The organism is Acinetobacter sp. ACNIH2 (genome assembly GCF_002934965.1).
In the GTDB taxonomy this organism is placed as follows: domain Bacteria; phylum Pseudomonadota; class Gammaproteobacteria; order Pseudomonadales; family Moraxellaceae; genus Acinetobacter; species Acinetobacter tandoii.
This window is the reverse complement of the sequence record NZ_CP026412.1, coordinates 2,278,463-2,300,461: the sequence shown is the minus strand read 5'-3', so window position 1 is coordinate 2,300,461 and position 21,999 is coordinate 2,278,463. Positions and strand designations below refer to the sequence as shown.

Sequence of the window (21,999 nt, the reverse complement as noted above, 5' to 3'; positions counted from 1 at the left end):
TGTGATGCGTAAGATATACCGATCAAACACAAATGTAAATGATAATTATTATTAATTGTATTATGATAATTAACTCAACCCAACGAATTATGTAAAGACTCTCTCATCTCTTTGAACTTATTATGGATATTAGCCAATTGACTCTTGATTTACACAATCCCAGAACTCAAGTATGGAATCCAACCTTTGTTCAAAAATAGATCACCTCTAAAAATAAACTGTGAGCATCAGAGAACGATATTGTTTGTATTTAGACTACGTCTTTTACATTCTCCATCTGTAAGTGATGTAATAATTTTTCCTTATTTCAGCTAAAAAGATTGAGTAAAACTGCTTTGAATCGCTTCAGAAAAATAAAGTAATACAAAGAATTTAAATATTGATTTAAATAAGTTTCTACTAAAAATTTCTGCATCCAATTTTGATGGAAAGTAACTGAAGTTCAACACAAATCCCAAGCTATTCATTCAAACTTCTATTCTAATTAATAAAAAAAGACCCAAATTTCCCTTTAACCTAGTTTAGTTTGCTCAAGTATTTAGAATTGAGTTCACCCACCAACCATTAAAATTGACTAAATATCATCTAAATTATGCTATTGAGATCATTCTATATTATGGCTAGACCACATTATGTGATCGCCTTAATCGACTAAAAAGTTATGTAAGCAATAGCTGTTACTTGTACAAAATTTTTTAGAAGAATTTTTATTAAACAGAACTAATCTTATTAAAAAAAATGAAAAAATTAGTTAAAGTGCTACATATCTTATTAAAAATTAAAATTCACAGATATTTTATTACTTCACCATATATTTGTAATTTGATCAACCTTGTAAAATACTAGATAAAGGTATTAAATTAAAATCTATCGATTAATGATATAATAAAAAATATATCTTTAATAACGATCGTACAGCAAATGAAATCTCACCATAGTTTTTTTTATTTGAGTCTTATATTCTTAGTGGCTTGTGGTGAAGGTGATAATTTTTCTGTTGGAGTGAGCTTAGGTGGGTCTGGAACTGGACCAGTACCAACAGGCTCAACACCAAGACCCTCGGATGGCGAAGATCCAGAGATTGAACTTATTGAACAATATATAATCTGGTCAAATGGACAAATAGCAACTCAGTGTGGCGATGTAAAAATCACTATGCAATTACTACATAATCAAACAAAACAACCTCTTAATCATGGTGAGGCAAGTGGCGTTTTACTACCTACTCAAACTGAACCAAACAATGTTTCAATACAAGTGATTACTGAGAATTTAACTGAACGCCCTATATTTGAATAGGCTCTAGACTAGCAGACTAGTTATGTTGGTCTGTAATCATGATTAAAAACAGTAAATTAAGCCACTACAAGATTAAAAAAATCATTCAATGCTTTTGCATTGATATACCCGCTTCTAAAACTGCATTATTACTCAATTTAAATCGTAATACGATCAACTATTGGTACATGCTTTTTAGGGAAGCTATTTATGATCATCAAACAGATTTAAGAACTAAATTTGTAGGTTCTATTGAAGTGGATGAAAGCTATTTTGGCGCTAAACGACAACGTGGTTTTCATGGGAAGTTAAAACGTGGTCGTGGCACTTTAAAACAACCCGTATTTGGAATATTTGAACGGGATGGGCGTGTTTATACTGAAATCGTTCCTGACTGTAAAATGAAGACTTTACAAAAGGTTATCTTAGGTAAGGTGGCACTAGAAAGTGTCATTTATAGTGATGGATGGCGAGGCTATAATGGTCTAGTTGATGTTGGTTATTCAAAGCATTTCAGGGTAAATCACGGAGCAAATGAGTTTGCTAGAGGACAATGTCACATAAATGGAATAGAATCATTTTGGAGTTTCTGTAAACGAAGATTATCCAAGTTCAATGGTATCTCAAAAGATTATTTTGACTACCATCTGAAGGAGTCTGAATGGCGTTGGATGAGAGAACCTAATGAGTTAGCAACTGAGTTGTGGAACATCATTAGATAAAATTAAGTATAAATCTGCTAGTCTAGAGCCTTGAATATTTTACAGAATGTAAGTCCAACATTAAACTAGAAGATCAATTTGGGAATGAATATAAAAACACTCAAGAATATATTTGTCCAAATGACAGTCTGGTTAGAAAATATGACCCACTTCAAACTCGCACTTATCAATATAATTTTTCAGTCCCTTTTGCAGAAGGACAAAGAAAAATTATCTACAAAGCTGATTTTTCAACAGAAATACAAATACCTAAAGAGCAACGATTAAATTGCAATGAATTAATCTACGAGATTAATATTGAGAAATATTAAATATTATTAAAACTTTAAAATTATCGCCTAAGATGAATAATAAAAAACATTAGAACCCTGAACTTGTGTCTTTTACAATTCATCATGTTTTTTTAATTATAGGATGATGCTCTATACTCAAAGCATCATCCTTATTACTATCTTTCTCTTAACGCTTCTTGAGCCTTATTGAATGGCTTGATTAAATAATCCAAGACCGTTTTCTCACCTGTTTTAATATCTACCGTTGCAACCATACCTGGGGTGATATTGAATTGCTGAGCTTCTTTATTAACCAACTTGTCTGAATCCGTTCGAATATAAACACGATAGTAATACTGATCTTGCTTAACTTCATCTCTTAAAGTATCAGGGGAAATAATGGAAACTTTCCCTTTCAATCCCCCATAGATTGAATAGTCATAAGCAGTAATCTTAACAAGTGCTTCTTGTCCTGGATGAATAAAAGCAATGTCTCGTGGAGAAATACGAGCTTCAACCAAAAGCTTTTCATCTAGTGGAACAATTGTCATCAACTTACCATTCTGAGAAATCACTCCACCAATAGTCATCACATCAATTTCTTTGACAATCCCACGCACAGGGGACTTAAACAAGGTTCGGCTCAAAGAATCTGACTTGCCTTTCACCACTTGAGACTGAGTTTCAATATCTGTATTTGCTTTTGCCAGTTCTTCCCGAGCTTTTACTGAATATTGGTTTCTGACATCACTCATCTGATTACGTAAATCTGTCGCCTGTCGTTTCAGTCTTAAAACCTCTACCTCACTTGCTGCACCTTTTGCAACCAATGGTTCCGTCATTTGCAACTCTTGCTCAACCAGAATCAGTGCTTGTTTTAAACCTGCTAAGGATTCTTCTAAGTTAGATCGACGTGAATGGTACAGTGCTGTTTCTTCCTCTACTAAACCACGCTCTTTTAATACTTCATTTGGAAACACCAAAGGCGTCCCGTTTACTTCTGCACGTAGTCGTGCCGCAGTTGCTTTAGAAGCAAGTAATAAAGATGCAGATTCACCGACATTTGATGCAAAACGAGTTGGATCAAGCTGAGCCAAGATTTGACCTTTTTGAATGATTTCCCCTTCATGCACATAAAGCTTCGTTAAAATTCCACCTTCCAAAGACTGTATAGTTTGCTCTTTTGAAGATGGAATCACTTTACCCGTACCCGTTGACACTTCTTCAAGTTTAAAAAGCCAAGCCCAGATCAGTAAAACGAGAAGACCTATACAAATAATCCAAATAAACAGACTGGTTCGTGGTAAAGGTGGTTCAAATGCTTGAGGTTTTAGAGCATCTTTTTTTTCTGTAAGTTTTCTACTCATGATGCTGTACTCACTGCTTTAGCATTTGAATTGTTTAAGACTTGATTTTTAGGACCATCCATCACAATTTTTCCATCATGAACCACAATAATACGATCCACCAACTCCAGTACCGCGCGACGGTGTGTTGCAATCAACAACGTTTTGTGCCCCAACCAACCTTTCAGGTTTTCAATAAGTTGTTTTTCAGAAACATCATCGATTGCAGCTGTAGGTTCATCCAACAATAGAATATTAGGCTGACGAAGTAGTAAACGTGCTAACAGCAAAGCTTGACGTTGGCCACCAGAGAAACCCATTCCACCTTCTAAGATCTGATGATCTAAGCCTTCTTTCCTCTCAAGTACAAAACTTAATGCTCCTGTGAGATTCAGTGCATTTAAAATCTCTTGATCAGTCGCTAATGGAGCACCTAAGGTCAAGTTTTCCCGTACAGTTCCAAAAAATAAATGCGCATTTTGATTAAGCAAGCCCATATCACGACGTACGTCCATAGGATCAATCAATCGTAAATCAACCCCATCAAGTTTAATTTTTCCTTGAGTAGGCTCCTGCATTCCAGACAATAACTGTAGTAACGTTGATTTTCCGGCACCATTACGACCTAAAATTGCGATTTTCTCACCAGACTGAATTTCCAGTTTGGGAATAATCAATGTCGGTTTGGCATCATCATTACCATATTTAAAAACCGTATCTTTCAGTTCATAATGTCCATTTAACGCAGGACGATGAATTAAATGTGCCTGTGGTGCTTGGTCTACAGGCTTCTTCATCAATTCATCCAAGCTTGTTTTGGCAACCTTGGCTTGTTGGAAACGCCCTAGAACACCCGAAATTTGTGCAATTGGCCCTAACATTCGTGATGATAAAATCGAGCAAGCAACGAGTGCACCTGTTGTCATTTCCCCTTTCATTACGGCAAAACACCCAACCAATACCACAATCGCAAAAGTTAAACCCTGAACTTTCTGTGTCCAAGCACCAACAACTCCAACCAACTTACGCTGTCGCATAGAAATATCCGCAGCAGCTTCATTCATGTGATTCCATTGATTCTGAAAGCGAGACTCTGCACGTAGCAACTTAATGTCTTCTATACCTTGAACAGCTTCCACCAATATTGCATTACGAATAGCACCTTCTCGCATACCCTCAGATGCCAATTTCGCCAATGGTTTCTGAATCAAAATGCCAGGAACAATCATTAAGGGAACAACTAAAACCATCACCCAAAAAAGATTGCCACCGATGAGCCAGAAAACTGCCAAAAATAAAAAGAAAAAAGGGAGATCAGCAATAGCTGAAATTGTTGTAGAAGTAACTAATTCTCGCACTCCCTCCAATTCACGTATTTGCGAAATAAACGTCCCCGTTGATTTAGATCGCTCTTCATTTTTAATTCTTAAAGCATGACCAAATACTTTATCTGAGATTTTCAGATCGGCACGCTTGCCAATAATATCGGATAAATAAATACGTGCTACTCGCAGACAAAACTCAAATATTGCAGCAATCAGCACTCCCCCAGCCAATACCCATAAAGTCGGAACAGATTGGGCTGGAATGACTCGGTCATAAACATTCATCGAAAATAAAATTGTTGCCAATGCCAAAATATTTGCCATTAACGATGCAAACATCACATCTAGATAACGCTTCCAATCTCTGAGTACTATCGACCAAAACCAGCTTTGCTCATAAGGCTTAATATATTCATCAACACGTACATCCGAGATGGACTTTTCAGGTCGTAAAATATAGATATTGGCTGCGTTTTGTTTTAATAGCTCTACACTGAGAACTTGTGCTAACCCCTGATCACCGCTGAACTGAATATTGGCATTACCATTTATATCGAGTTTATCTAGCACCCCGACTTGACCATCTTGCATCTCTATAAGTATTGGTAAGCGCCAAGGATTCAAAACCTCTTCATTAAACTCAATTTTCCGTATGCTCATCCCTATTTGACGGCTCATTACAGTCAAAATATCATCAATTGACTGATTTGGATTCCAATCAAGTTGAAGGCGTAAGCGTTCTTCCGATGGCTCAATACGATAATGCTTTGCAATCGCTAAGACGGCTTGAAGCCATGGCTGATAATAAATAGTTTTGCTCATGGTTGAATTTCAAACCCTTGAATTGAAATATTATTTAATTGATATAAATCACGAGTACGCCCTGTGATCTTGATGTATTGAACTAAATTGGCGTAAATATCATATTTTGCAGTTTCTATTTCTTGCGCTGCACTGTGAATAGCTTGTTCTGAATTCAATAAATCAACCACAGATCGCGTACCTAATTTATATTGTTCTTGATACAGCTCTTTCGTTCGAGTTGTAGACTGCTGACGAGCAGTTAGAGTTTGAATCTGCTTTTGCTTGTTTTCTATTTCTTCACGAATTAACTGAACTTGATCCAATACATCAAGATAGACAGCATTTAATTCAGCCTTTGCTGCTTCTTCTGCATAACTTGCTGAGCGCTGCTTAGAGCGAATAGCCCCACCTTGAAAAAAATCACTGGTGGCTTCAAGCATGATTGAATTGTAAAAGCCGTCATCTTTATTGTTATTTGGATTTGTGCCATTTAATGCCTGACTTAGGCTCCCTTTTACATTAATTGTTGGATAAGCACTTAATTTAGTTTGTTCTTTTTGGAATTTTGCAACTTGTATTGCCGCCTGAGCTGCCATCATCTCAGGAACCAAATTAAATTGCGTTTGTTCATAAAGACCCGCATTTTTTACAATGGATTCAGGTATTTTAATTTGCTGATTAGAAACATCACGCCCCAACAAATTACGTAACTTTTGTTGATATTGCTTTAGCTGATTTTCTTGAACAATTTTATTAGATTCTGCTGCTTCCAAGTCTGATTGAGCTTGTACTGGATCTGCTTGGCTACTGATTCCCGCATTTGCACGTAGATTGGCAATTTCCGCAATACGAGCTATTCCTTTAATTTGCTGATCGGCAATCCGTACAATCTCTTGATATCGCTTAATATTTACAATCGCATTTGCCGTCTGGTAGGCAATGTCATCTATATTGACCAAAGCATTTGCTTGTTCTTGTAAAAGTTTCGCTTTTTCAATATCCACTGAACTTTTAATTTTTCCAAAATCATAGAGCATTTGTGTTGCCGAAAGTGTATAAAGCTGTCGACCTCGCTCACCCGTAGTTAAATCGGCTGTGGTGATTCCCCCCGAAACCTGTGGAAAATATTCGGCTTTTGCTGCATCAATATTTGCTCCCTGCCCTGCGATCATCGCAATACTTTGAGTAATCTCTGGACGATGGCGTAGCGCCTGATGCACAGCTTCCACAAAACTTAATTCTTGGTTTTCCTCTAACCAAATTTCATTTGAAGCAATTGTCTTTGTTTGTTGATTAACCTGATTTTTAGATGATGTCACTAGAGGAAGATCTTCATGCATGGATGTGTTTGCAAGGTCGAATTCACTCAACTTTCCAATGTTTACTTTGTAAAAAGAATCATTCGATTCTTTGCCAAGTATTTGGTGTATTTCATCTTTTTTATGACTTAAATAATCATAAAAAGTGTCTGCTTTTACTGGGGTGACTAGAACGAAGAATGGAGATACTAAAATCCAGCCTAATCTCGATTTAATGGGAGTCATTTTTAAACATCTAAATAGAATCAATTACTTATAAATTGAAAAAGTTGATTTCATATTTGCAATTACGGTTCATCTTCATTGTTGAATTAAACAAAAAATAAAGATTAAAAAACGGCTATAGATCCGAAGATCTATAACCGTTTTATTTAGTTAGCCAATGACAAGCTGATTATTATCAATTAAATCCTGCAAGCTTAAACCTGCTTGATTTTCAACGATTAATAAATCAGACATCGTATGAGTTGCAGCGCTACCATCACGATCTACCTGAATAACCGCATTACCATTTCCATCAGTTACGACAGTAATATAGTCACCTATATTGCTTTTATCTGCCAATAAACCATCGAAGAAATCCGCAGCAAATTCAATTTTATCGTTAGCTTCGTAATCAACCCAAGTGTCTGTGCCATTTCCACCTTTTGCATCCGCAGCATTGAGAACATCATACATAATGGTGTCATCACCTCGTCCAGTTGAGATAATGTCATTGCCTGAACCACCATAAATAATGTCATTTCCAGCACCGGCAATAATAATGTCATCGCCTGAACCACCATAAATGGTGTCATTACCACCTTTTGTTGCTGGATCAGCAGCATCAGCACCAATAAAGTCTCGATAATTAGCTTTCACAAAATCATAGATTTGTTGCTGTGTTGGTTCCGCTCCACCTGTTTCAGTCGCTTTTAGATGTGCAATTAATTTCGAATAACCTGAATACTTTGGATATAAAAGTGGATCTAATCCAGTAATCCAATTCGTGTTCATTGAATCACCGAAAAGTATATCTTCACCTTCCCCACCCTTCACAACATCGTTTCCAACGTCAGCAGGGATAAAGTTTTCAGATCCACCAATCAGGTAAGCAATAAGTTTATCGGCATCTCCTAATTTCTGCGCACTTCCATGATTTGTTGGAGACCAATTATCAACCTTATTACCATTCACATCTGTATTGTCATAACGTTCAACCCAATTTAAGGAAACATCAAGCCCAACGCCTACAGCAAAGACTTTACTATTGGCTGCAAGATTTGCAAAAGTAGTATCGCGAGATGGTAAATTCGTATTTGTCGGATCTCCATCTGTTAAATAATAAATCTGATTCTCGTAACCATTAGTTTTGCTATTCAACCAGCCTTGAACATCCGTAAATGCTTTTTCTGGTTGTGTATTTCCTGCCGTTACAATACTACTTATCGTACTATTAATAGAACTTATAGTCCCATTGCTTACCACAACATCTTGTATCACAGCTGTAGCATCTGATCCAAAAGTTGTAATTCTTAAATTAATTACTCCATCATGTTGCGCCATTTGATCAACAAATGCTTGCAATGCTGTCTTTGCAACTTCAAGACGAGTTTGTCCGTTCGTCATGGTTGCACCCATACTTCCAGATATATCAAGAATTATTGATATATTATAATTATGTCCTATCTCGAAATTAGTTTTTAAGCCACCAATATCACCAGCTAGAACGTCATTACCCGAAGTACCTGTTACAGTATTATTACCATTATTTACCTCTGTTTTTGAATCAGCTTTAACGACTGCCTCTAATTGATCATTATCCTGATGTAACGTTCCATTTCGATCATCTACTTTTGCAATAACTTCAGTAGCATTACCTTCCGCAGAATTAAGAGTGTAACTATAATTGCCATCAGCATCTGTTAGCACTGTTTTAGTGAATTTAAGAGTTTCACCATTTTCATCAATACTTGTAATTTCCAATGTCACATTACTATTAGGTTCAACATCTACTGTGGAACCCTTAATTAATGTACTGTCGGTATCAACGATATCTACAGTAATTGCACCCGTCACCAGATCAAGACCTGTGTCTTCTGGCGTGTCTGGATTGTTGTCGTTGTTACCTTGTGCAGCAATGCTATCGGTCGCTGGACCAACAGCTTGACCATTGCGGTCTGTGGTCGTTGCCACAACCGTCACACTTGAACCATCCACAATGCCATCGGCTGGCGTCAAGGCACTGTTGTAGTGGCCTGATGCATCCGTGGTCACGGTTTTGTTCACCGTTACTGGATTGCCGTTGGCATCTTTACCAGTGATGGTCAATACAACGTTGCTACCTGGCGCAACATCGGTGGTGGTTCCCGTGATCACACCGCTTTCTACGATATCTACAGTAATTGCACCCGTCACCAGATCAAGACCTTTGTCTTCTGGCGTGTCTGGATTGTTGTCGTTGTTACCTTGTGCAGCAATGCTGTCGGTCGCTGGGCCAACAGCTTGACCATTACGATCGGTAGTATTCGCAATGACTGTGACCGCTGAACCATCCACAATGCCATCGGCTGGCGTCAAGGCACTGTTGTAGTGGCCTGATGCATCCGTGGTCACGGTCTTCGTGACTGTAACGTTGTTACCGTTGGCATCTTTACCAGTGATGGTCAACACAACGTTGCTACCTGGAGCAACATCGGTGGTGGTTCCCGTGATCACACCGCTTTCTACGATATCTACGGTAATTGCACCCGTCACCAGATCAAGACCTGTGTCTTCTGGCGTGTCTGGATTGTTGTCGTTGTTACCTTGTGCAGCAATGCTGTCGGTCGCTGGGCCAACAGCTTGACCATTACGATCGGTAGTATTCGCAATGACTGTGACCGCTGAACCATCCACAATGCCATCGGCTGGCGTCAAGGCACTGTTGTAGTGGCCTGATGCATCCGTGGTCACGGTCTTCGTGACTGTAACGTTGTTACCGTTGGCATCTTTACCAGTGATGGTCAACACAACGTTGCTACCTGGAGCAACATCGGTGGTGGTTCCCGTGATCACACCGCTTTCTACGATATCTACGGTAATTGCACCCGTCACCAGATCAAGACCTGTGTCTTCTGGCGTGTCTGGATTGTTGTCGTTGTTACCTTGTGCAGCAATGCTGTCGGTCGCTGGACCAACAGCTTGACCATTGCGGTCTGTGGTCGTTGCCACAACCGTCACACTTGAACCATCCACAATGCCATCGGCTGGCGTCAAGGCACTGTTGTAGTGGCCTGAAGCATCCGTGGTCACGGTCTTCGTGACTGTAACGTTGTTACCGTTGGCATCTTTACCAGTGATGGTCAATACAACGTTGCTACCTGGAGCAACATCGGTGGTGGTTCCCGTGATCACACCGCTTTCTACGATATCTACGGTAATTGCACCCGTCACCAGATCAAGACCTGTGTCTTCTGGCGTGTCTGGATTGTTGTCGTTGTTACCTTGTGCAGCAATGCTGTCGGTCGCTGGGCCAACAGCTTGACCATTACGATCGGTAGTATTCGCAATGACTGTGACCGCTGAACCATCCACAATGCCATCGGCTGGCGTCAAGGCACTGTTGTAGTGGCCTGATGCATCCGTGGTCACGGTCTTCGTGACTGTAACGTTGTTACCGTTGGCATCTTTACCAGTGATGGTCAACACAACGTTGCTACCTGGAGCAACATCGGTGGTGGTTCCCGTGATCACACCGCTTTCTACGATATCTACGGTAATTGCACCCGTCACCAGATCAAGACCTTTGTCTTCTGGAGTGTCTGGATTGTTGTCGTTGTTACCTTGTGCAGCAATGCTGTCGGTCGCTGGGCCAACAGCTTGACCATTACGATCGGTAGTATTCGCAATGACTGTGACCGCTGAACCATCCACAATGCCATCGGCTGGCGTCAAGGCACTGTTGTAGTGGCCTGATGCATCCGTGGTCACGGTCTTCGTGACTGTAACGTTGTTACCGTTGGCATCTTTACCAGTGATGGTCAACACAACGTTGCTACCTGGAGCAACATCGGTGGTGGTTCCCGTGATCACACCGCTTTCTACGATATCTACGGTAATTGCACCCGTCACCAGATCAAGACCTGTGTCTTCTGGCGTGTCTGGATTGTTGTCGTTGTTACCTTGTGCAGCAATGCTGTCGGTCGCTGGGCCAACAGCTTGACCATTACGATCGGTAGTATTCGCAATGACTGTGACCGCTGAACCATCCACAATGCCATCGGCTGGCGTCAAGGCACTGTTGTAGTGGCCTGATGCATCCGTGGTCACGGTCTTCGTGACTGTAACGTTGTTACCGTTGGCATCTTTACCAGTGATGGTCAACACAACGTTGCTACCTGGAGCAACATCGGTGGTGGTTCCCGTGATCACACCGCTTTCTACGATATCTACGGTAATTGCACCCGTCACCAGATCAAGACCTGTGTCTTCTGGCGTGTCTGGATTGTTGTCGTTGTTACCTTGTGCAGCAATGCTGTCGGTCGCTGGACCAACAGCTTGACCATTGCGGTCTGTGGTCGTTGCCACAACCGTCACACTTGAACCATCCACAATGCCATCGGCTGGCGTCAAGGCACTGTTGTAGTGGCCTGAAGCATCCGTGGTCACGGTCTTCGTGACTGTAACGTTGTTACCGTTGGCATCTTTACCAGTGATGGTCAATACAACGTTGCTACCTGGAGCAACATCGGTGGTGGTTCCCGTGATCACACCGCTTTCTACGATATCTACGGTAATTGCACCCGTCACCAGATCAAGACCTGTGTCTTCTGGCGTGTCTGGATTGTTGTCGTTGTTACCTTGTGCAGCAATGCTGTCGGTCGCTGGGCCAACAGCTTGACCATTACGATCGGTAGTATTCGCAATGACTGTGACCGCTGAACCATCCACAATGCCATCGGCTGGCGTCAAGGCACTGTTGTAGTGGCCTGATGCATCCGTGGTCACGGTCTTCGTGACTGTAACGTTGTTACCGTTGGCATCTTTACCAGTGATGGTCAACACAACGTTGCTACCTGGAGCAACATCGGTGGTGGTTCCCGTGATCACACCGCTTTCTACGATATCTACGGTAATTGCACCCGTCACCAGATCAAGACCTGTGTCTTCTGGCGTGTCTGGATTGTTGTCGTTGTTACCTTGTGCAGCAATGCTGTCGGTCGCTGGACCAACAGCTTGACCATTGCGGTCTGTGGTCGTTGCCACAACCGTCACACTTGAACCATCCACAATGCCATCGGCTGGCGTCAAGGCACTGTTGTAGTGGCCTGATGCATCCGTGGTCACGGTTTTGTTCACCGTTACTGGATTGCCGTTGGCATCTTTACCAGTGATGGTCAATACAACGTTGCTACCTGGCGCAACATCGGTGGTGGTTCCCGTGATCACACCGCTTTCTACGATATCTACAGTAATTGCACCCGTCACCAGATCAAGACCTTTGTCTTCTGGAGTGTCTGGATTGTTGTCGTTGTTACCTTGTGCAGCAATGCTGTCGGTCGCTGGGCCAACAGCTTGACCATTACGATCGGTAGTATTCGCAATGACTGTGACCGCTGAACCATCCACAATGCCATCGGCTGGCGTCAAGGCACTGTTGTAGTGGCCTGATGCATCCGTGGTCACGGTCTTCGTGACTGTAACGTTGTTACCGTTGGCATCTTTACCAGTGATGGTCAACACAACGTTGCTACCTGGAGCAACATCGGTGGTGGTTCCCGTGATCACACCGCTTTCTACGATATCTACGGTAATTGCACCCGTCACCAGATCAAGACCTTTGTCTTCTGGCGTGTCTGGATTGTTGTCGTTGTTACCTTGTGCAGCAATGCTGTCGGTCGCTGGGCCAACAGCTTGACCATTACGATCGGTAGTATTCGCAATGACTGTGACCGCTGAACCATCCACAATGCCATCGGCTGGCGTCAAGGCACTGTTGTAGTGGCCTGATGCATCCGTGGTCACGGTCTTCGTGACTGTAACGTTGTTACCGTTGGCATCTTTACCAGTGATGGTCAACACAACGTTGCTACCTGGAGCAACATCGGTGGTGGTTCCCGTGATCACACCGCTTTCTACGATATCTACGGTAATTGCACCCGTCACCAGATCAAGACCTGTGTCTTCTGGCGTGTCTGGATTGTTGTCGTTGTTACCTTGTGCAGCAATGCTGTCGGTCGCTGGACCAACAGCTTGACCATTGCGGTCTGTGGTCGTTGCCACAACCGTCACACTTGAACCATCCACAATGCCATCGGCTGGCGTCAAGGCACTGTTGTAGTGGCCTGATGCATCCGTGGTCACGGTTTTGTTCACCGTTACTGGATTGCCGTTGGCATCTTTACCAGTGATGGTCAATACAACGTTGCTACCTGGCGCAACATCGGTGGTGGTTCCCGTGATCACACCGCTTTCTACGATATCTACAGTAATTGCACCCGTCACCAGATCAAGACCTTTGTCTTCTGGAGTGTCTGGATTGTTGTCGTTGTTACCTTGTGCGGCAATGCTATCGGTCGCTGGACCAACAGCTTGACCATTGCGGTCTGTGGTCTTCGCCACAACCGTCACACTTGAACCATCCACAATGCCATCGGCTGGCGTCAAGGCACTGTTGTAGTGGCCTGAAGCATCCGTGGTCACGGTTTTGTTCACGGTTACTGGATTGCCGTTGGCATCTTTACCAGTGATGGTCAACACAACGTTGCTACCTGGCGCGACATCGGTGGTGGTCCCCGTGATCACACCGCTTTCTACGATATCTACGGTAATTGCACCCGTCACCAGATCAAGACCTGTGTCTTCTGGCGTGTCTGGATTGTTGTCGTTGTTACCTTGTGCAGCAATGCTATCGGTCGCTGGACCAACAGCTTGACCATTGCGGTCTGTGGTCGTTGCCACAACCGTCACACTTGAACCATCCACAATGCCATCGGCTGGCGTCAAGGCACTGTTGTAGTGGCCTGATGCATCCGTGGTCACGGTTTTGTTCACCGTTACTGGATTGCCGTTGGCATCTTTACCAGTGATGGTCAATACAACGTTGCTACCTGGCGCAACATCGGTGGTGGTTCCCGTGATCACACCGCTTTCTACGATATCTACAGTAATTGCACCCGTCACCAGATCAAGACCTTTGTCTTCTGGCGTGTCTGGATTGTTGTCGTTGTTACCTTGTGCAGCAATGCTGTCGGTCGCTGGGCCAACAGCTTGACCATTACGATCGGTAGTATTCGCAATGACTGTGACCGCTGAACCATCCACAATGCCATCGGCTGGCGTCAAGGCACTGTTGTAGTGGCCTGATGCATCCGTGGTCACGGTCTTCGTGACTGTAACGTTGTTACCGTTGGCATCTTTACCAGTGATGGTCAACACAACGTTGCTACCTGGAGCAACATCGGTGGTGGTTCCCGTGATCACACCGCTTTCTACGATATCTACGGTAATTGCACCCGTCACCAGATCAAGACCTGTGTCTTCTGGCGTGTCTGGATTGTTGTCGTTGTTACCTTGTGCAGCAATGCTGTCGGTCGCTGGACCAACAGCTTGACCATTGCGGTCTGTGGTCGTTGCCACAACCGTCACACTTGAACCATCCACAATGCCATCGGCTGGCGTCAAGGCACTGTTGTAGTGGCCTGATGCATCCGTGGTCACGGTTTTGTTCACCGTTACTGGATTGCCGTTGGCATCTTTACCAGTGATGGTCAATACAACGTTGCTACCTGGCGCAACATCGGTGGTGGTTCCCGTGATCACACCGCTTTCTACGATATCTACAGTAATTGCACCCGTCACCAGATCAAGACCTTTGTCTTCTGGAGTGTCTGGATTGTTGTCGTTGTTACCTTGTGCGGCAATGCTATCGGTCGCTGGACCAACAGCTTGACCATTGCGGTCTGTGGTCTTCGCCACAACCGTCACACTTGAACCATCCACAATGCCATCGGCTGGCGTCAAGGCACTGTTGTAGTGGCCTGAAGCATCCGTGGTCACGGTTTTGTTCACGGTTACTGGATTGCCGTTGGCATCTTTACCAGTGATGGTCAACACAACGTTGCTACCTGGCGCGACATCGGTGGTGGTCCCCGTGATCACACCGCTTTCTACGATATCTACGGTAATTGCACCCGTCACCAGATCAAGACCTGTGTCTTCTGGATGAGTTTCCCCTTGCGCAGCAATGCTGTCGGTCGCTGGACCAACAGCTTGACCATTGCGGTCTGTGGTCTTCGCCACAACCGTCACACTTGAACCATCCACAATGCCATCGGCTGGCGTCAAGGCACTGTTGTAGTGGCCTGAAGCATCCGTGGTCACGGTTTTGCTCACCGTTACTGGATTGCCGTTGGCATCTTTACCGGTGATGGTCAACACAACGTTGCTACCTGGCGCAACATCGGTGGTGGTTCCCGTAATCACACCGCTTTCTACGATATCTACGGTAATTGCACCCGCCACCAGATCAAGACCTGTGTCTTCTGGAGTACTTGGATCGTTGTCGTTGTTACCTTGCGCAGCAATGCTGTCGGTCGCTGGGCCAACAGCTTGACCATTACGATCGGTAGTATTCGCAATGACTGTGACCGCTGAACCATCCACAATGCCATCGGCTGGCGTCAAGGCACTGTTGTAGTGGCCTGATGCATCCGTGGTCACGGTCTTCGTGACTGTAACGTTGTTACCGTTGGCATCTTTACCAGTGATGGTCAACACAACGTTGCTACCTGGAGCAACATCGGTGGTGGTTCCCGTGATCACACCGCTTTCTACGATATCTACGGTAATTGCACCCGTCACCAGATCAAGACCTGTGTCTTCTGGCGTGTCTGGATTGTTGTCGTTGTTACCTTGTGCAGCAATGCTGTCGGTCGCTGGGCCAACAGCTTGACCATTACGATCGGTAGTATTCGCAATGACTGTGACCGCTGAACCATCCACAATGCCATCGGCTGGCGTCAAGGCACTGTTGTAGTGGCCTGAAGCATCCGTGGTCACGGTTTTGCTCACGGTTACTGGATTGCCGTTGGCATCTTTACCAGTGATGGTCAACACAACGTTGCTACCTGGGGCGACATCGGTGGTGGTTCCCGTGATCACACCGCTTTCTACGATATCTACGGTAATTGCACCCGTCACCAGATCAAGACCTGTGTCTTCTGGCGTGTCTGGATTGTTGTCGTTGTTACCTTGTGCAGCAATGCTGTCGGTCGCTGGTGGAACAGTTTGACCATTGCGGTCTGTGGTCGTTGCCACAACCGTGACACTTGAACCATCCACAATGCCATCGGCTGGCGTCAAGGCACTGTTGTAGTGGCCTGATGCATCCGTGGTCACGGTTTTGTTCACCGTTACTGGATTGCCGTTGGCATCTTTACCAGTGATGGTCAATACAACGTTGCTACCTGGCGCAACATCGGTGGTGGTTCCCGTGATCACACCGCTTTCTACGATATCTACAGTAATTGCACCCGTCACCAGATCAAGACCTTTGTCTTCTGGAGTGTCTGGATTGTTGTCGTTGTTACCTTGTGCGGCAATGCTATCGGTCGCTGGACCAACAGCTTGACCATTGCGGTCTGTGGTCGTTGCCACAACCGTCACACTTGAACCATCCACAATGCCATCGGCTGGCGTCAAGGCACTGTTGTAGTGGCCTGATGCATCCGTGGTCACGGTTTTGTTCACCGTTACTGGATTGCCGTTGGCATCTTTACCAGTGATGGTCAATACAACGTTGCTACCTGGCGCAACATCAGTGGTGGTTCCCGTGATCACACCGCTTTCTACGATATCTACAGTAATTGCACCGGTAATCCCCCCTAAAAATAATAGGACTTAAAAGTAGAATTTTCTCTTAAGATACAAGCAGGAGATTCTGCATGAAAACATCTAAATTTACTGACAGCCAGATCATGTCCATCTTGAAGCAAGCGGAGTCTGGCACACCTGTTGCGGCCCTTTGTCGTGAACATGGTATGAGTAATGCAACCTTCTATAAATGGCGTGCTAAATATGGCGGCATGGATACATCTTTGATGGCACGGCTGAAAGAGTTGGAAACAGAAAATACCAGACTGAAAAAAATGTATGCTGAAGAGCGATTAAAAGCAGAAATTATTCAGGAAGCGATGTCAAAAAAGTGGTAAAGCCATCTTGTCGACGTCAGATGGCTCAACAGGCAGTGGCCCAACATGCTGTTAGTATCCGTTTAGCTTGCACTGCATTTGGCATAAGTGAAACCTGCTACCGTTATCAGGCTAGACTCAGTGATGACAATGTGCTCATTGCAGAACGGCTCATTGAACTCACTGAGGAAAATACCGATTGGGGCTTTGGTCTATGCTTCTCGTATTTACGGCATGTTGAGAGTCACTGCTGGAATCACAAGCGGGTTTATCGCATTTACTGTGAGTTGGCACTGAATCTGCGTATTAAACCGAGAAGAAGACTAAAACGACATGTGCCTGAACCACTGAAAGAGCCAATACGTGCAAATCAGGTTTGGTCACTGGATTTTATGCATGATCAACTTTCCGATGGTCGCAAGTTTCGATTATTGAATGTGATTGATGATTACCGCCGCGAAGGCCTAGCCATTGAAGCAGGGTTCTCATTGCCCACAATTAGGGTCATTCGTACGTTGAATCAATTGCTGGAGTGGAGAGAAAAACCGTTAGTGATCCGATGTGATAATGGCCCCGAGTTTATCAGTCACGAATTTGTGCGCTGGGCTACTGAGCACGGTATTCGTATTGAATATATTCAACCGGGTAAGCCACAGCAGAATGCGTATATTGAACGATATAATCGGACTATACGTTATAGTTGGCTGAGCAAGCATTTGTTTGATACGTTAGAAGAAGTTCAGGATTACGCAACTGATTGGCTGTGGCATTACAATCATGAAAGACCACACCAAGCTAACAAAGGAAGGCCACCTCTAATGGCTGCTTAACCTCTACTTTTAACTTCGGTTATTTATGGGAGGATTACCCACCCGTCACCAGATCAAGACCTTTGTCTTCTGGAGTGTCTGGATTGTTGTCGTTGTTACCTTGTGCAGCAATGCTGTCGGTCGCTGGACCAACAGCTTGACCATTGCGGTCTGTGGTCGTTGCCACAACCGTCACACTTGAACCATCCACAATGCCATCGGCTGGCGTCAAGGCACTGTTGTAGTGGCCTGATGCATCCGTGGTCACGGTTTTGTTCACGGTTACTGGATTGCCGTTGGCATCTTTACCAGTGATGGTCAATACAACGTTGCTACCTGGCGCAACATCAGTGGTGGTTCCCGTGATCACACCGCTTTCTACGATATCTACAGTAATTGCACTATCAACGCGATCTAAACCACCTTGATCTGGGGTACCCGGATTATTGTCATGATCTGTCTTTTCAAGACTATCCTCTGCTTTTACCGTATTACCATTACGATCAATAACTTCAGATTTTACTTTAAGCTCACCATCTGCAAAGTCCGGTGGCACGTCTGTTGTATAATTCCCATCTTTATCTACCTTAACAGTTTCTTCATGAGTAATTAACTTGCCATCTTTGTCTTGACCCGTAATAGTAATCTTGACTTCAGTCCCTTCAGGTACATTCTCTGTTTGACCTGTGATAGTACCGTTTGTTTCTACTCCAATTTTGTTTGTACCGTTAGGAATGTTCTCTTTTTTATCATCATCATTTGTAGCAGCAATTACACCACCTATAACTCCAGCACCAACTAGCCATGGCAAGAGTCCTATGAGCTTACTACCAGCTTCTGGTAATAAAACTTCTAAACCGGGAATATGATTAAAACCCGAAGCCCCATCAAACCAATAGAGAACACATCCATCTTCTTCAAAAACCAAGTCAGAAGAAACGTCGTCATATGTTATAAAAAAACCTTCTATAACAATAGTTTCTCCATTTTTAAGCTTAAGTACTAAATTATTTCCATCGCGTACAAACTCAGCTACATCATCGCGGCTCATTTTAGTATGAACAATAGATGCTTCATTTAAGCTAATATGTGCTGTATCAATCGTTGCTTTATTTAAAGAATCTTTTTCTATTACAATAAACTTAGTCATGCTTCACCTAAAATTATATTTACTTATATTCTAATGATTCAATTACTTAGTAATGCCTGTGATTTCTACACTCACACGACGGTCTGGCTGTAAACAAGTTTTTAGCTCTTCACGTTGTTTTACATCAAAACAACCATTCGTGACGGGTTGGTGTTTACCAGCGCTCTCTGCCGAAATAATATTTCCAGCTACACCGTTTTGAACTAACAAATTCCGTACGGTATTTGCCCGATTTTGACCTAATTGCAAGTTATAACTATCACTACCCAAACGGTCTGTATGACCTGTCAACTTAATTTGACTCACAGAAACAAAATTATTTGAAATTTGAGAAGCTACGTTTAAAACTTCTTGGCGACCTTTCGGAAGTAAGTCATTTAAAGAAGAACCGTTAAATTTAAATAAAGTGTCAGCAGCTAAATCTAGAGTTAATGTTTTTTCAGTGATGCTTTTAGCTGCTGTTGCTGGTGTTTTACAAACCAGAGGAGTTCCATTATTTGAAATAAATGGTTTTCCAACATTGTCTACCGACAACACAAATTCATTACTACTCAACTGACCAACAGCCAAATCGACATCACAACTTTGACATGATGCTTCTGTGCAATTCTTAACCTTAAAATTATAAGATTCTGATTTTAATTGGTAATTAGCTGAATTATTTATATAAAAATTTCCAGCTTTGACGCTATCTATATAAAACTCAATTGGGCAGTTTTGAGACTTCTCCGTATCTTCAGCACATAACACCCCGTCTCTTTTTACAATTACCGTTTGATTATTTTCTGCTTTTTTATCTTGAAAACGTAAATCTGATGGATGTGTATAGTGATTTGATACACAAGCCGTTAACCCCAGCGATATCGAAGTTATCCATAATGAAAATTTGTACATTAACAACCCTCCACAACACCTAAACAATGAACATAAGAATTCTTAAATTATGTGAAACAATTCACACTATTGTCGGTTTTAACATATTTTAATTAAAAAATGTGCAAATTGCACATTTTTTTTATCATATATTAGCTGCTTGATATTGTTGTTTTAGAAATTCTTCATAATTGGAATCAAACGTTACGCTATTAAAGTTTTCGACTCTTAGAGGAATCAGTTATTAATTCGGATTTTTCTGGTTTTTGATCTTTATCCGTTTCTGTTCCCGTTCCCGTACCAGTTCCCCCTAATCCAGCACCACCACTTGTGAGTTTAAATGATTGTTTTTTTTTCAAAAAGACTAGGAATTTATAGATTTTTAAACTCAACATTTTTCCCCCACCCAGGGCACTTAAAGCAGTTGAACTACTTTTAATGCTATAGCTCTAATTATAAAATGTGCATTTTACACATTTTATAATAAACAACAAACAAGCTTCTTCCGATTGTTAAATAAGTAAATGCTATAGAAAGTAAAATTATCGATTTGAGGGTTTATGTGCCGTAGCTTAGAAACTTTTCCATTTCAAATTTTTAAGGTAATAAAATGCAGTATTTTATTTTTATACAGATAAGAAACTTATGAATAAATTGGAATAAAAAGTCAGATAAGTATATCAAGTCCAAGAAGTTCCTGAATCAAAAACAATACAGATCCTCAATAAATAATTGATATTAAAATATAAATTTAGAAGGAAGAGCCTTTATAGCTTAAATAATTTATGTGCGTTGCTTTAAAGCTCATTTATCGAAGAATCTTTTTCATCATATTGGTAAATACCAACCCGAAATCGATGATTTGCATTTAATCTTCCTTCATCTATTTTGCAACGCTGAATAGCTTCCGCTAGGATAGATTTAGAAAATTTTTCCCATAATTCCGCAGTCTTTTCTTTGAGGTAATCAATAGATTCCTCAGATAATTCATTTGCAAAAAGAGCTTGCTCTAAAAAGAGATTGTTATGCTGTGTTAAGTTATTCACCCCCGCTGCAATATGATCTGCCACATTTTCAGCAAAAATTTGTTTGGTAGCATTCGCTTCAGGTAGAGGAGTAAAACTTTCTTGATGTAAAATCACATTTCCATTCGCCTCGCTCACTAAGCCAAGCCTTTTCAATTCTGACAAAATTGAACGTGGATGTTTCTCAGTAGATATTTGTCTAACTAAATACTCGAAACTATTTTCAGCACCCACAATACTCAATACTTTAGGTAACTTTTTATATACCCACAAGCCAATTACCCGAGCAGGAACACTTATAGGCAACGTATCCGTAAAGCTTTGAATAACCTTATGATGCCCACCATTTTCTATACGAAAACTGCTTACATCACGTCTATTCAGCCCAGCTAACAAACTAATAGACGAGTCCGTTTTTTTTTGATCTAAAAAATCAAGTTCTTTTATTGATTCATTATAGAAAAGTACCCGTAAAGAAGCAGAAAATTCTGCATGACCCACACCTGATTTCACCAACCAATGAACAAGCTCAGACATAACTTTAAGAGAATACTCTAAAGTTGACTCTGTGTTCTGTGGCAAATAACCTGCTAATTTAGTTTCGTCTAAATTATGGTCTTCAAAGGCATTTTTTGTCATATACCACTATTTATTTACAAACAATTAAACATAAAAATCAAAATGATGATAACAAAACCGTCCCTGAGTAGAAAATAATTTTAATATTTTCATTATTAAACATTGACTTATTTCACATTTCTATGTAAATGAGACGTATTTATAATATAATTTTATTCCAAGAAGTTTAAGAACCTATGTTTTTTCATCGCATGTCTTTTATGGTGACTTTTCACTGACTCAAACTATACACGCCCCCATTCATAGCAACAAGCTATAAGCTCATTCATATACAGGCATAAAAAAG

Annotated in this window: 11 protein-coding genes; 3 read left to right on the top strand and 8 right to left on the bottom strand. The window is 42.1% G+C overall.

Features of this window, described 5'->3' with window-relative positions:
• Positions 1 to 921: 921 nt before the first annotated feature.
• Together C3F34_RS10805 and C3F34_RS10800 are read left to right on the top strand one after the other, a co-directional pair.
• The gene (locus C3F34_RS10805) at positions 922 to 1,299 is read left to right on the top strand and encodes a hypothetical protein (RefSeq protein WP_158654352.1); all 378 of its coding nucleotides are present in this window, start codon (positions 922 to 924) and stop codon (positions 1,297 to 1,299) included.
• A gap of 38 nt (positions 1,300 to 1,337) precedes the next feature.
• Entirely contained in the window at positions 1,338 to 2,000 is a 663-nt protein-coding gene (locus tag C3F34_RS10800; protein ID WP_104440784.1) for an IS1595 family transposase, read from the top strand.
• Positions 2,001 to 2,448: 448 nt separating this feature from the next.
• Here C3F34_RS10800 and C3F34_RS10790 read toward each other — a convergent pair whose 3' ends face one another.
• The 4 genes from C3F34_RS10790 to C3F34_RS10775 all read right to left on the bottom strand — a co-directional run bounded on the left by C3F34_RS10790 (position 2,449) and on the right by C3F34_RS10775 (position 16,867).
• Complete coding sequence (locus C3F34_RS10790) at positions 2,449 to 3,639, bottom strand: HlyD family type I secretion periplasmic adaptor subunit (protein WP_044740879.1); 1,191 nt, start codon at positions 3,637 to 3,639, stop codon at positions 2,449 to 2,451.
• Positions 3,636 to 5,765, bottom strand: a complete 2,130-nt coding sequence (locus C3F34_RS10785) for a type I secretion system permease/ATPase (protein ID WP_104441567.1) — start codon at positions 5,763 to 5,765, stop codon at positions 3,636 to 3,638. The genes C3F34_RS10790 and C3F34_RS10785 overlap by 4 nt, the downstream gene beginning before the upstream one ends.
• Positions 5,762 to 7,291: a TolC family protein gene (locus tag C3F34_RS10780; protein WP_104441566.1), complete on the bottom strand. Its 1,530-nt coding sequence runs from the start codon at positions 7,289 to 7,291 to the stop codon at positions 5,762 to 5,764. The genes C3F34_RS10785 and C3F34_RS10780 overlap by 4 nt, the downstream gene beginning before the upstream one ends.
• Before the next feature lie 150 nt (positions 7,292 to 7,441).
• A complete protein-coding gene (locus tag C3F34_RS10775; protein WP_104441565.1) occupies positions 7,442 to 16,867 on the bottom strand; it encodes a VWA domain-containing protein in 9,426 nt (3,141 codons plus the stop codon).
• 104 nt (positions 16,868 to 16,971) lie between these two features.
• Here C3F34_RS10775 and C3F34_RS10770 point away from each other — a divergent pair.
• Positions 16,972 to 18,047, top strand: a protein-coding gene (locus C3F34_RS10770) for an IS3 family transposase (protein ID WP_104440995.1) whose coding sequence is annotated in 2 segments (ribosomal slippage) — positions 16,972 to 17,224 and positions 17,224 to 18,047 — 1,077 coding nt in all. Because the reading frame shifts where the segments join, the coding sequence is not laid out codon by codon here.
• A 34-nt stretch (positions 18,048 to 18,081) separates the two neighbouring features.
• On the opposite strand, the gene C3F34_RS20290 is transcribed toward C3F34_RS10770, so the two are convergent.
• From C3F34_RS20290 to C3F34_RS10750, 4 genes are all read right to left on the bottom strand, one after another.
• The gene (locus C3F34_RS20290; RefSeq protein ID WP_158654351.1) at positions 18,082 to 19,176 is read right to left on the bottom strand and encodes a BapA/Bap/LapF family prefix-like domain-containing protein; all 1,095 of its coding nucleotides are present in this window, start codon (positions 19,174 to 19,176) and stop codon (positions 18,082 to 18,084) included.
• 42 nt (positions 19,177 to 19,218) lie between these two features.
• Positions 19,219 to 20,070, bottom strand: a complete 852-nt coding sequence (locus C3F34_RS10760) for an OmpA family protein (RefSeq protein WP_104441564.1) — start codon at positions 20,068 to 20,070, stop codon at positions 19,219 to 19,221.
• A 191-nt stretch (positions 20,071 to 20,261) separates the two neighbouring features.
• The gene (locus C3F34_RS10755) at positions 20,262 to 20,444 is read right to left on the bottom strand and encodes a hypothetical protein (protein ID WP_044738208.1); all 183 of its coding nucleotides are present in this window, start codon (positions 20,442 to 20,444) and stop codon (positions 20,262 to 20,264) included.
• Between the two features lie 402 nt (positions 20,445 to 20,846).
• Positions 20,847 to 21,713 carry a DUF6502 family protein gene (locus C3F34_RS10750; protein WP_044738209.1) on the bottom strand — a complete coding sequence of 289 codons (867 nt, stop codon included), beginning with the start codon at positions 21,711 to 21,713 and terminating at the stop codon, positions 20,847 to 20,849.
• Positions 21,714 to 21,999: the final 286 nt, after the last annotated feature.